This window comes from Bradyrhizobium sp. CCGUVB4N (genome assembly GCF_024199945.1).
Classification (GTDB): domain Bacteria; phylum Pseudomonadota; class Alphaproteobacteria; order Rhizobiales; family Xanthobacteraceae; genus Bradyrhizobium.
The window spans coordinates 1759747-1772178 of the sequence record NZ_JANADP010000001.1 but is presented as its reverse complement, the minus strand read 5'-3'; the positions used below and the strand labels follow the sequence as shown (position 1 = coordinate 1772178).

General features: G+C 60.4%; 9 protein-coding genes and 3 pseudogenes. 9 read left to right on the top strand and 3 right to left on the bottom strand.

Features of this window, described 5'->3' with window-relative positions:
- Position 1: 1 nt before the first annotated feature.
- The 3 genes from NLM31_RS07995 to NLM31_RS07985 are packed head-to-tail and all read left to right on the top strand — an operon-like array spanning position 2 to position 2916.
- Positions 2-883, top strand: a complete 882-nt coding sequence (locus NLM31_RS07995; protein ID WP_254191964.1) for an ABC transporter permease — start codon at positions 2-4, stop codon at positions 881-883.
- A 1-nt stretch (position 884) separates the two neighbouring features.
- Complete coding sequence (locus tag NLM31_RS07990; RefSeq protein ID WP_254191963.1) at positions 885-1895, top strand: ABC transporter ATP-binding protein; 1011 nt, start codon at positions 885-887, stop codon at positions 1893-1895.
- Positions 1888-2916, top strand: a complete 1029-nt coding sequence (locus NLM31_RS07985; RefSeq protein WP_254191962.1) for an ABC transporter ATP-binding protein — start codon at positions 1888-1890, stop codon at positions 2914-2916. The genes NLM31_RS07990 and NLM31_RS07985 overlap by 8 nt, the downstream gene beginning before the upstream one ends.
- Here NLM31_RS07985 and NLM31_RS43350 read toward each other — a convergent pair.
- Positions 2803-3360: pseudogene (locus NLM31_RS43350) on the bottom strand (M81 family metallopeptidase); the annotation flags it as partial. The gene NLM31_RS07985 and the pseudogene NLM31_RS43350 sit on opposite strands and share 114 nt — an antisense overlap.
- A 91-nt stretch (positions 3361-3451) precedes the next feature.
- Between NLM31_RS43350 and NLM31_RS07980 the strand changes: the two are divergent.
- From NLM31_RS07980 to NLM31_RS07965, 4 genes and pseudogenes are all read left to right on the top strand, one after another.
- The gene (locus tag NLM31_RS07980; RefSeq protein ID WP_254191961.1) at positions 3452-4711 is read left to right on the top strand and encodes a Glu/Leu/Phe/Val dehydrogenase; all 1260 of its coding nucleotides are present in this window, start codon (positions 3452-3454) and stop codon (positions 4709-4711) included.
- A gap of 10 nt (positions 4712-4721) precedes the next feature.
- A pseudogene (purU, locus tag NLM31_RS07975) lies at positions 4722-4962 on the top strand (formyltetrahydrofolate deformylase); the annotation flags it as partial.
- Between the two features lie 296 nt (positions 4963-5258).
- Positions 5259-6731 carry a M81 family metallopeptidase gene (locus NLM31_RS07970; protein WP_254191960.1) on the top strand — a complete coding sequence of 491 codons (1473 nt, stop codon included), beginning with the start codon at positions 5259-5261 and terminating at the stop codon, positions 6729-6731.
- Between the two features lie 220 nt (positions 6732-6951).
- Complete coding sequence (locus NLM31_RS07965) at positions 6952-8187, top strand: FAD-binding oxidoreductase (RefSeq protein ID WP_254191959.1); 1236 nt, start codon at positions 6952-6954, stop codon at positions 8185-8187.
- A gap of 289 nt (positions 8188-8476) precedes the next feature.
- Here NLM31_RS07965 and NLM31_RS07960 read toward each other — a convergent pair whose 3' ends face one another.
- Positions 8477-9607 carry an IS630 family transposase gene (locus NLM31_RS07960; protein ID WP_254191295.1) on the bottom strand — a complete coding sequence of 377 codons (1131 nt, stop codon included), beginning with the start codon at positions 9605-9607 and terminating at the stop codon, positions 8477-8479.
- A 37-nt stretch (positions 9608-9644) separates the two neighbouring features.
- Between NLM31_RS07960 and NLM31_RS07955 the strand changes: the two genes are divergently transcribed.
- Entirely contained in the window at positions 9645-9938 is a 294-nt protein-coding gene (locus NLM31_RS07955) for a LexA family transcriptional regulator (RefSeq protein WP_254128687.1), read from the top strand.
- A gap of 65 nt (positions 9939-10003) precedes the next feature.
- Here the strand turns inward: NLM31_RS07955 and NLM31_RS07950 are convergent.
- Positions 10004-10933: pseudogene (locus NLM31_RS07950) on the bottom strand (IS701 family transposase); the annotation flags it as partial.
- Positions 10934-11037: 104 nt separating this feature from the next.
- On the opposite strand from NLM31_RS07950, the gene NLM31_RS07945 reads away from it, so the two are divergent.
- Entirely contained in the window at positions 11038-12156 is a 1119-nt protein-coding gene (locus NLM31_RS07945; protein ID WP_254191884.1) for an IS110 family transposase, read from the top strand.
- Positions 12157-12432 lie beyond the last annotated feature (276 nt).

Here is a 12432-nt window from a genome sequence, read left to right as displayed (position 1 = left end):
CATGACCTTGACCTCAGCAACAGTTGAAATCGTTCCGAGCGGCTGGCCAAAAGCATCTGCTCTGGCTCGTTTGGTGGGGAGACATCCGCTGATCTATGTAGGCGGCTGCCTGTTGTCGCTGTTGGTTATCCTCGCGATCGCCGCACCGCTTTACGCTGGCGACCCACTGAACATGGATCCAGCCAAGAGCCTTCAACCTCCTTCAGCGGAGATGTGGCTTGGAACTGATAATCTTGGCCGCGATGTGTTTGCACGAACGGCGTTTGGTGCTCGGATCTCTCTCGTGGTTGGATTATTAGCGGCAGGGACAGCAACTATTTGTGGCGTTCTGATTGGTGTGATCGCTGGCTACAATCGCCCCTTCGACAATATCATCATGCGGGTCATGGACGGTCTCATGTCGATCCCAACGATCTTGTTGGCCATCGCGTTGATATCTCTAACGTCCCCGGGCATCGGCATTCTCATCATCGCGATCGCGATTCCTGAGATGCCAAGTGTCACACGGCTGGTTCGCTCGTTGGTTCTTAGCGTTCGGGAGCGTCCCTATGTGGAGGCCGCTATCTGTGGTGGTGCACGTCAGCCGAGAGTCCTGTGGCGACATGTAATTCCGAGCACCGTGCCCGCGCTTATGGTGCAAAGCGCCAATCTCTGCGCCACTGCGATTCTGACCGAGGCTGGGCTGAGCTTCCTAGGTGTGGGAGTGCCGCCAGACATACCCAGCTGGGGCAACATGATCTCAACTTCTCGCTTGTATCTCGCGATCGCTCCATGGACCGTTTTCGCTCCTGGCATAGGCTTAATCGTCACGATCCTCGCGGTGAACCTGCTTGGGGATGGTTTGCGCGACTTGTTCGATCCCCGCCAAAAGCGGAGGCGCTGATATGCAAGTCCAAAAGGGGTCGTCAGACGACGTGTTGCTCGATGTTCGAGATCTCGAGACACATTTTTACGGTGAAGACAGCGTCACTCGGGCTCTGGGCGGCATCACGTTCCAAGTGAAGAGTGGCGAAACACTCGGCGTTGTTGGCGAGTCTGGATGCGGAAAGAGTGTTACCGCCCTATCCATTCTTCGCCTGCTGCCGAAGGCGACCGCAAAGACCGTCGGGGGTGAGATCCGCTTCCAGGGACGTGACCTCTTGAAACTCTCTGAAGGGGAGATGCGGAAGATTCGGGGCGATCGGGTGGCCATGATCTTTCAAGAGCCGATGACAAGCTTGAATCCAGTTCAGACCGTAGGTCGCCAGATAGCAGAAGCGGTACAGATTCACACGGGGGCATCTCGGTCAGCTGCGATGGCCAGGTCTCTGGAATTGCTCAATCTGGTCCGAATCGCAGACCCCGAGCGTCGTATTCGGAACTATCCGTATGAAATGTCAGGTGGTATGCGGCAGCGTGCCATGATCGCTATGGCCCTTGCCTGCTCCCCGGAATTGTTGATTGCAGACGAGCCCACGACTGCTCTTGACGTCACGATCCAGGCCCAGATCCTGCGGCTGATCATCGAGTTGAAAGAGCGCATGGGGACGGCAGTCATGTTCATCACCCATGATCTAGGTGTTGTCGCCGAGACATGCCAACGCGTTATCGTTATGTATGCTGGCCGAATCGTTGAGCAGGCAACTGTAGTTGACCTGTTCGCGCGACCCACGCATCCCTACACCCAAGCCCTCATGCGATCGGTTCCTGATCGGCGCCACGGCCGGCGGCGACGACTTCCTGAAATTCCGGGCATTGTGCCTAGCCTGCGCGAGCCCACTGTGGGGTGCAGCTTTGCGCCTCGTTGCTCGTTTGTGAGCGACATTTGTCGAGAGAGAGCCCCGAGCCTACGCGATGTACTGCCGGGCCACACTGCGGCCTGCTGGCGGGCCGAGGAGGTGGCGGCGCATGAGTGATCCTCTGCTGAAAGTTGAGAATCTGACAAAGCATTATTCGATTGGTGCTGGGATCCTGAAGAGAGCTGTTCTCGTCCGAGCGGTCGAGGATCTGTCCTTTTCCGTGGAATCGGGCGAGACGTTTTGCATCGTTGGTGAATCCGGCTGTGGCAAGTCCACCGTCGCGCGACTCTTGATGCGGCTCGTGGAGCCAACTGCCGGACGTGTACTGATCGAGGGGACCGACATCGCGGGTCTCACGAAGGACGCCCTTCGCGCGTGGCGCCGGCGGATGCAGATGGTATTTCAAGATCCGTACTCATCGCTGAACCCGCGGCTGAATGTCGCCCAAATCATTACCGAACCGGTGGAAAACTTTGAGCGGCTCAACCGAGTGCAGCGTCAAGCCCTTGCCGCCGATCTTCTTCGAAAAGTCGGTATGTCCCCTGAGATGATGGAGCGGCTTCCGTCCGAGTTGTCAGGAGGCCAGCGGCAACGGCTCGGCATCGCGCGGGCGTTGGCTCTCCAGCCATCGGTGATCATTGCTGACGAGGCGGTTTCAGCCTTAGACGTCTCGGTCCAAGCGCAGATCCTAAACCTGCTCATGGATCTCCAGGACCAAATGGGCATTGCTTTCGTCTTTATCTCACACGACCTTAGCGTAGTCGAGCATATCGCTCACCGCGTGGCGGTCATGTATTTGGGACGAATCGTGGAGCTCGCGCAGTGCGAGGCGCTCTTCGCCAAGCCGGTCCACCCGTACACCGAGGCGCTGATAGCAGCGGCACCGGTGCCGGATCCGACGCGAGCCCGCCCGGAGGTGCTTGTGGAGGGAGAGGTACCCAGTCCCATCAATCCTCCGGCCGGGTGTGCATTTCACCCGCGCTGCCCGCTCGCGGTCGAGCGTTGCCGGATCGAGCTGCCGCCTTTAGTCCCTATGGCAGATGGCCGTACAGTCGCTTGTCATGTGCGCGCGCCAGCTCCTGGCGTCCAGGCGCCGACCGTCACTTCGGCCAATTCCCCACTCACTCCAGTGGAATAGCCCCAAATTATTTGGCGGCATCTTGGGGACGAATGGGTATCGCTGAATTCCGATCGATACGTCAGAAGTCAGCGAGAGCACACTGACTGGCGCTCGATAACCCAGGGAAGGGACGTTACTTCGCTGCCGATCCCTCCGCCTTCCGGCGTATATTTCTGCAAAGTTGGAGTGCCCGTCCATGCGCTTGTCCGCTGCCACCCTCGCCATGGAAACCAATACCTTCTCGCCTTTCCGCCCAGCCGAGGCTGCTTTAGAGAGAGCATCTACCTGCGGCCTGGCAAGCATCCTCAAGCCACGCCGGCCTAGAAGCACACCGTCGAGATGCATCGCCACCTTGAGCTCGCCCAGGATTTGACCGCGCATGAACTCGTACGCATCCCGGTTCGTGGCGCCGGCTGGCGTAGCCACGAAGCAGCTCCCCTCGATAAGTGTGAACCCCTCGGTTGCCGCCCTGCGGCGCGCAACCCAGAGCGGCTCTGCGCATGCGAGCGTCCTTGGTGAGCGAGTTAGATCAACTTGTGGTTAAGGAGCCGATATGTCCGCGTACAGTGGGCCAGTTTTTGACATGGCCGTAAAGCAATTCGACGTGATCGCTGATTATCTGTCCATACCGGACGATGCCAGGACACGACTATTGATGCCGAAACGAGCGGTCGCGGTCTCCTGTCCGATTCACCGCGACGATGGCACAACGGCCGTCTTCGAGGGCTATCGCGTGCAACATCATCTAACGCTTGGGCCCACGAAGGGAGGCACTCGATTCGCGACGAGCGTCGATCTTGGAGAAGTGGCGGCGCTCGCGATCTGGATGAGCTGGAAGTGCGCGTTGGTCCGGCTGCCGTATGGTGGCGCGAAGGGCGGCATCACTGTCGAGCCGCTGAGCTTGTCCAGGCGTGAACTCGAAGCTCTTTCACGTCGATACATGCAGGAAATGATCCCATTCGTTGGACCGCACACCGACGTGATGGCGCCCGATATGGGCACGAACGAGCAAATAATGGCCTGGTTCATGGACACATACTCGATGTACCAAGGACAAACAGTCGCCGAGATCGTCACGGGCAAGCCGGTGAGCGCGGGCGGAACGCTGGGTAGGCGCGAAGCGACTGGGCGAGGCGTAGCGCATTTGATTCATCGTGCCGCGGATGAGCTGAACATCCGCCTCAGTGGTGCTACGGCCGTCGTCCAGGGCTTCGGCAACGTCGGTTCGATCGCCGCGCTGGAACTGCACAACAAGGGCGTCAAGGTCATCGCTGTAAACGATCACACTGGGGGGCTCTATCGGCCCGAGGGTCTCAATATCCCGGAACTGATCGAACATGCTGCTGCGCGAGGGAGCTTGGAGGGGTACTCCAACGAGGTCGATTTGGATCCGACGGAGATCCTATCCTTGCCCTGTGATATACTTGTCCCCGCCGCCCTCGAACGCGTGATTGACGCGAAGCTGGCCAGTAGCGTGCGCTGTCGTATCCTCGCCGAAGGCGCTAACGGCCCCACCACGCCTCAAGCCGATTTGGTCCTGGAACAACGCCGCGACGAGATCTTTCTGATCCCGGACATTTTATGCAATGCAGGAGGAGTAGTGGTCAGCTACTTTGAATGGGTGCAGGACCTCCAGCGATTATTCTGGGAAGAGGAGGAAGTTATGCGGCGCGAGTATCAGGTGTTGGACCGAGCCTTTGAGGAAGTGCAGGCTCGCAGCAGGAAAGACGACGTGTTCAACCGAACCGCAGCTATGGCGATCGGTGTGGAGCGTGTGCGCCGAGCAAAGGAAACGCGTGGGCTATTCCCGTAGGGCCACGCTCTATCACCAGGATCACGAGCGCGGCGTCAAATCGATCCGCGCGACAGCACATTAGGTGACCTCTGATCTCGACGAGGGACCTATCACCAAGCAAGATGTCGAACGGATCTCACCCCGCGGCACCCAGACGATCTGGTCCGGAAGGGACGGGACATCGAACGGCGCGTACTCGCGCGGGTCGTTTGCCGGCTCCTCGAGGATCGATGTTGATCAATGGCAAAGTCGTTGTCTTTAACGGCTGACGAGATTCGGTAGGGCATGCGCCAGCCGCGTTGCGGACTTCCTCTGTGATCGCCCCGCGCGGCGAGCCCATTCTAGTCACCCAAGCGGGCCGCTCACGTTCGAGCGTTGCCGATCGAAGTGTGCTTTGGTGTCCGTGGCAGATGGAGGCCGGTTGCCTGTGTGTGCGCGCGCCGTTTCGAATTTCGGCGAGAAGCGGCTTAGATTGCAGGATCGTCGCGCTAACAATGAGGAAAATGCTCAATTGCACAAACAAGCTCGTGGCAAATTGTCGAGCAGATTGGTCAAGGAGAATTCGATGCGCTTGTTTGCCGCCACGATCGCGACCGAAACAAATACCTTCTCGCCTCTCCCGACCAGCCTTGATGCCTTCAAGGAAGGCGTTTTCATGCGGCCGGGCGAGCACCCGCATGAGACGCCGCGCTCGTCCACGTATCCGCTCTGGGTGGCGCGGCGCCGGGCGGCTGCCGATGGCTTTACCCTCATCGAAGGGAGCTGCTTCGCCGCCGAACCTGCTGGCACCACGAACCAGCGCGACTACGAGTTTATGCGCGACGAAATCCTGGGGCAGCTCAAGGCGGCGCTGCCGGTCGACGGCGTGCTGCTGGGCCTTCATGGTGCCATGGTGGCGCATGGCTATGACGATGTCGAAGGCGACATAGTGGAACGCGTGCGCGCACTCGTCGGGCCGAAATGCGTGATCGGCGTGGAACTTGACCCGCACTGCCATCTGACTATGAAGCGGGTGGAGTTTGCCGACGTCATCGTCCTCTACAAGGAATATCCACATACTGACGTAGTGGAGTGCGCCGAGGCCTTACTCGACATTGTCCTCAAGACGATACGTCGCCAGGTGAAGCCGATCATGTCACTCTATGATTGTCGGCAAATCCCAGAGAGCTATCCCACAACTGAGCCGCTTATGCGCGGGTTCATCGACCGGATCAAGGCGATGGAAGGCAAGGACGGCGTCCTCTCGATCTCGATCGCTTATGGCTTCCCCTTGGCCGACGTACCGGAGATGTCGAGCCGCGTTCTGGTCGTCACGGACGATAACAAGTGGATCGGCGACGCGCTCGCGACCAAGATCGGCACGGAATTCATCTCGATGCGCGGCAAGACTTGGCCGCAACATTATTCCGTCGAGGACGGGATTGGTGCTGCCATCGAGTGCGACGAGGCGCCAGTCGTGATCGCAGATACAACTGACAACGCCGGCGGCGGTGCACCTTCTGACAACACGACCATCCTACGCTACCTCATTGAGCACAAACTTGATAACGCAGCGGTTGGACCGATTTGGGATCCGATCGCTGTCCAGCTCTGCTGCAACGCGGGCGAGGGGGCCGAGATCCCGTTGCGTTTCGGTGGCAAGATCGGTCCGACTTCCGGCGCACCGATCGACGCCACGGTAACTGTGCTCAGGTTGAAGCGCGAGTGCTGGCAGAACTTCGGTCCGGGCAGAGTCCCGCTTGGGGATTGTGCCGCGGTGCGGGTTGGTGGTGTCGACTTCGTGCTCAACAGCAGGCGGACGCAGGCCTTCGGCCTCGAACTATTCCGTAATGTCGGCATCGAGCCGCTCGCGAAGAGGATCGTCGTGGTGAAGTCGAGCAACCATTTCATGGCAGCTTATGGCCCGATCGCGAAAAAGGTCATCTATATCGATAGTGATGGGCCTTTGCCGCGCGACTATCGCAAGATCGCTTTCAACCGCATCAAGCGTCCGATCTGGCCGCTCGACGAGAACGCCGAACCTGGCCTAATCCTTTAAGCGAGGAAGATGTCCTGTATCGGCCGGCAGGCGCCGGCTCGGCTGCGCTTGGCTCGATCGGCGACAAGCTTGATTTCGGACCGCCGTCGCGTCGCAATCTCCGCAGCCGTCGGCGCTCGATATCGCGAGGCTCTCCAGCAAGCCTCTATTGTCGAGCACCTGATTTCGCGCTTGGGTGACGCCGACTTTCATAAGAGTAGACAAGAGACGAATCTAGGCCATGAAAAGCGCAATCGTTCTCGGTGCCGGCATAGTCGGTGTGGCCACAGCCATACACCTGCAACGCCGCGGCTGGACCGTCGCGCTAATAGACCGCAAGGAGCCGGGCCGCGAAACGAGCTATGGCAATGCTGGAATCATCCAAAGTGAGGCGCTGCGGCCGCATCCTATGCCGCACGGTTGGGATGAACTCGCCAAGATCGCGACTGGCCAAACCAACGACGTGCGCTATCGCCTTTCCGCGCTGCCACATCATCTAGGTCCGCTGCTCCGCTATTGGTGGCACTCATTCCCTGCGCGACATGCGCGCGTTTCGGCGGTTTATGCGCAAATTATTGCCTGTGCGGCGCCGGAGCACGAGCATCTGATCCGGGAAGCCGGGGCCGCCAATCTTATCCGTCGCAACGGTTATCGAGTGCTGCATCGCGATCAGGCGGCTTTCGAAGCGGATGTCGCGGCGGCCGACGCCTTGCGCGAGGCCTATGGCGTGAAGTTCGGTATCATGACTTCGAGCGACCTGCAGCAGGCTGAACCTTCACTCGTCGACACTGGCATTGGCGGGTTGCATTGGCTTGAGCCGTGGACGGCATCCGACCCTGGGGAGCTGGTTTCGGCTTACGCTAGACTCTTCACCCGATTGGGCGGGTGCATTCTCCGCGGCGACGCACGGAGCCTTTCAGAGATCAACGGCGGCGGCTGGTCGGTGGCGACGAACGATGGACGAATCGAGGCTGAAGCGGCGGTTGTTGCGCTCGGGCCGTGGTCGCCGGGTTTGCTGAAACGGTTTGGTTATCGGTTTCCAATGGTGCGTAAGCGCGGTTACCATCGGCATTATGCAGACGGAAGTAGGCTCGACTTGCCGCTCCATGATGCTGCGAATGGTTATGTCTTGGCGCCGATGACAAAGGGCATGCGTATCGCGACAGGAGCCGAACTAGCCGCGCCCGGCGGTAAACCGGACGTCACGCAGCTTACGCGCGCAGAACAGGCTGCCCGCAAGCTGCTCGATCTTGGCCGTCCTGTCGAGCTCGAGCCTTGGCTCGGCACTCGGCCGTGCATGCCTGACATGTTGCCGGTGCTCGGCCGCGCGCCACGCCAGCGCGGCCTGTGGCTGCATTTCGGACATGGTGCTCAAGGGTTCACTCTGGGCCCAACCACCGGGCGTCTCGTCGCCGAGCTGATGAGCGGTGAGAAACCCTTCGTCGATATTTCACCTTACTGCCCCGAGCGCTACTGACCGCGACAATCGGTGGCACGAACCGGCCAATTCATGCATCGTATGCGGCCGGCAGAGGCATCGGCTCGGTGGTCGCTAAGCGTCTACGCAAATGCGACCAGAAGCATAACATGTTGACGGAGATCTTGACGCGATGCGCCCGCCAAATGCATCGAAGTCAATAAGTGAAAGGCATTCGTCTCACGCGCGATTTTAAGTGCAGTCATCCGAGACGTTATCCATCGTGCGACGAGCTCGCCCGGAGCTGCATGATTGGCTGAAATCATGACACATAAAGACTAGTACCTCGTCACAGTGATTGTGACTCTTTGGACGTTGCGGGATAGGCGCGGCCCATTTTGGCGCGGGCTTTTTCGGTCGTGAACATCCATTTGATGCGGGCGCCAGCGGCATTTCGTTGTTTCTCCCATGCGGCGATTTCGCGGCGGAGCCAGTTTGGGTCGTCGATCCTGCGGTCGAGGCACTGACCGCGGAGCACGCCGATCTCGATCTCGACCATGTTGAGCCAACTGGCGTGCTTTGGGGTGTAGTGGAACTCCAGGCGGCGCAGAATTCGCCGGGCTTCGTCAGGCGCGAATGCCTCATAGAGGGAGCCTACGGAGTGGGTCGACAGATTGTCCTGCACGACGCGGATGCACCCGGCGTCGGGATAATGAACATCGACGAGTTCGCGCATGCACTGGGCGTAATCTTCTGCCGCCCGTCGCTCTGTGACTTTGACTTTGCGCCATGGCCGATGCACGTCGATGCAGACGAAGAGATTGACGGTGCCGTTGCGGCGATACTCGCAATCGTAACGTTCGAGTTGGCCCGGCTCGGCGGGGATCGGCTCGCGAACCTCGCCGATGAGCTGGACCGGGCTCTCGTCGAAGCAGACCACCGGCCGGTCGGGATCAGGCGCCTCGGCATATAGGTCGAGCACGTCTTCCATGCGGGCGACATATTCGCCATCGACCTTTGGAATGCACCACATATCCTTGCGCCACGGCTTGAGGCCGTTTTCGGCCAGCCGCCGGCGCACCGTCTCGCCCGACAGGCTCTCGTGGTCGGTGAGCCTGACCATGGCGTCGGCCAAAAGCTCCAGCGTCCAGCGGGCGCGACCCTCGGGAGGGGTTGCGCAAGCCGTTGCCACCAGCAGGGCTTCCTCCTTGCCGGTGAGCTTGCGCTCCGCGCCTGGACGCGGATCCTCGCTCAGCGCCCGCTCCAGATTGCCTTCCACGAAGCGCCGTTTGGTCCGGTACACGGTGGAACCGCCCACCGCCACGGCGCGGGCAATCTCTTCATCGCTGCGGCCGGCATCGGCCGCCAGCAATATCTGGGCGCGCTTGAGCTTGCGGGCAGCCCGCTTGCCCTTGCTCAACATCGCGGTGAGTTCACAGCGTTCGGCTTGGCTCAATTCGACCCGATAACGTACATTCATCGCGACCTCCTTGTCGGAGGACCGGACGAATCGACAAATGAATCGAAAATCAGGCGCCGCTCGCAGCCTCAGCCCTCAAGGCTTCACCGAAAAGCAGGGCCAGTACCTGGCCTTCATCTACACCTACGCGCACATGTTCCGACGCCCGCCCGCCGAGACCGACATGCAGCGCCACTTTCAAGTCAGCCCGCCTTCGGTCCACCAGATGATCGTGACCCTCGAACGAAATGGTCTCATCCGGCGCCAACCCGGCGTCGCTCGAAGCATCCAAATCCTCGTGGCTCCGAAAGACCTGCCCATCCTGAACTGGCTCGGAATCAACCAGTCATAATCAGTGTGACGAGGTACTAGCACTACTCTGGCAGTTTAGTTTTGCTTGGATCGACGAGGAGTTTCTCACAGTGCGGGCATCGCCGGGGTGGAGGCTGCGCGAAGAGGTCGAGGATGGCTTGCCTGACGGCCGGCATGCTCGGCTGTGGCGGCGGTCCGGCGATTCTTTTTTTTTCGTCCCGCTGCTTTGAGGCGGCGGGATTGGAGGAAGGCGTAGGCGATCATGGTCATCAAGGCGTGTCGGTGTAACCCCGTCCAGGATCTCCCTTCGAAGTGGTCGAGGCCAAGCTCCTCCTTGAGCTGCTGATGGGCCTGCTCACAGACCCATCTGGCTTTGATCGTGGCGACGAGCATCTTGAGGCTCGCATCGGCCGGTAGGTTCGACACATAGTATTTTTGCTCGCCAGTCGACCGGCGTTCGCCGACGAGCCAGACCTCGTCGCCCGGCATGCACTGCACCCGATTATCGAGCATGCGGTGCTTATGGCCATCCGCAACGCGGACACGGCGGGCCGCGAAGAGACATGTCAGTCGACCTTTGGTGCCCCGCCGCCAACTGACCCTTCGCCATTTTCCTTTGGCCAACATCGCTTCAGCAGCGACAGGGGGCTGATCTGGAATGTGGTATTTGCGGCGCTTTCCGGCCTTCGCGACAGGGAAGATCAAGGCAACGTCGGTGGGATAAACGTTCTGGCGTCGCGACAGACCCACCGCCCACAACAGACCGCGCTCGCTCAAAGCCTGACGGAAAGTCCCGCTGGAGCCGTACCCTGAATCGGCAAGCACACAGCCAAAACGTGCACCGGAGGCGATGACGCGGTCGATCTCCGCGATCGCGATTTCCGGCTTTGTCAGTGCAGTCTGTCTATCCTTCGGCACACCGGCCCGCGCCATGCGCTCACGATCATCTGTCCAACTCTCGGGTAGGAATAGCCGCAGGCCCACCATCACGGGTACCTCGCGCGACGCCAACGTTACCGAGACCAGCGACTGGCAGACCGTATGTTCGTTGTCCGAGAGGTGGCTCGTCCGCAATATGCGATGAGCGAGGGTTGCGCCGGGTGGGCCGACGCCGAGCCTCTCGCATAGGAGGACGAGCCGTGCGGCAGGATAGCAAAATCTACGTGGGACTGGATACGTCGAAGCTGAAGATCTCGGTAGCCGTAGCCGAGGCGGGGCGCGATGGCGACGTGCGCTTCATCGGCGAGATCGACAGCACGCCTGATGCGGTGGAGCGATTGATAACGAAGCTCGCCAAAAGGCACCGGGGCCTCGCCTTTTGCTACGAAGCCGGCCCGACCGGCTACGGTCTCCATCGTCAGATCACACGGCTTGGCCACGACTGCATCGTGGTTGCACCATCACTGATCCCGAAGCGGCCTGGAGAACGGGTCAAGACCAACCGCCGTGATGCGCTGACCCTGGCCAAGCTGCATCGTGCAGGAGAGCTGACCGCGGTCTGGGTACCGGATCCGGAGCACGAGGCGGTGCGAGAACTGGTACGTGCCCGGGAAGCCGCGATGGAAGATCTGCGGCGGGCCCGTCAACGCTTGCAGTCCTTCCTGCTCCGTCACGGCCGGGTCTTCACCGGCCGTCAAGCGTGGACCAAGGCGCATACACGATGGCTGTGCGAGCAACGCTTCGAGCATCCGGCGCAGTATCTCGTGCTGGCCGAGTATCGCCAAGCGATCGAGGCCGCCGAGATCCGTCTGAAGCGTCTGGACGACCAGGTTGCCGAGGCGGTGAGTTCATGGTCCATGGCTCCAGTGATCGCCGCCTACCAAGCGCTACGCGGCGTCGCCTTCCTGACCGCGGTCACCTTCGTCACCGAAATCGGCGACGTGCGCCGCTTCGACAGCCCGCGCCAACTGATGGCGTATCTTGGCCTGGTGCCCTGCGAAAACTCTACGGGAGAACGCATCCGGCGGGGCAGCATCACCAAAGCTGGTAATGGCCGGGCGCGCCGCGTGCTCATTGAGGGCGCCTGGACCTACCGCTTCCCCGCCCGGATGAGCCGCCTACTGCAGGAGCGGCAGGCCGGCCTGACGAAAGCGGTGTGCGACATCGCCTGGAAAGCCCAAGTCAGACTCTGCGCTCGCTATCGCAAGCTGATGGCACGCGGCAAACGCCAGGCAGTCGTCACCGTGGCCATCGCCCGGGAAATGGCCGCCTTCCTTTGGGCAATCGGCCAAGAGGTGGAGCCGCACAGCGCAACCTGATCGCTTGCTGAATTAGCTACGCTTCCTTCCACCTCAACACAGGAGAACTCTCAGGAGCGACATCATTGTTGCGCATCGCTGGAGGCAGGGCCCCGGTTGGGGAACTCTCGCACCAATTGTGTGGCCGACATTGTCGATGCCCGCTGGCAGATCGAGACAGCCCCGGACGAACAAACGGAAATGCGGTATCCAACCCGCGTATCAGAGTCTACAAACCGTCGTCTCAGCGGCTCTGCCTCCTGCGCTGCGTAACAATCATCCAATTGACAACTCCGG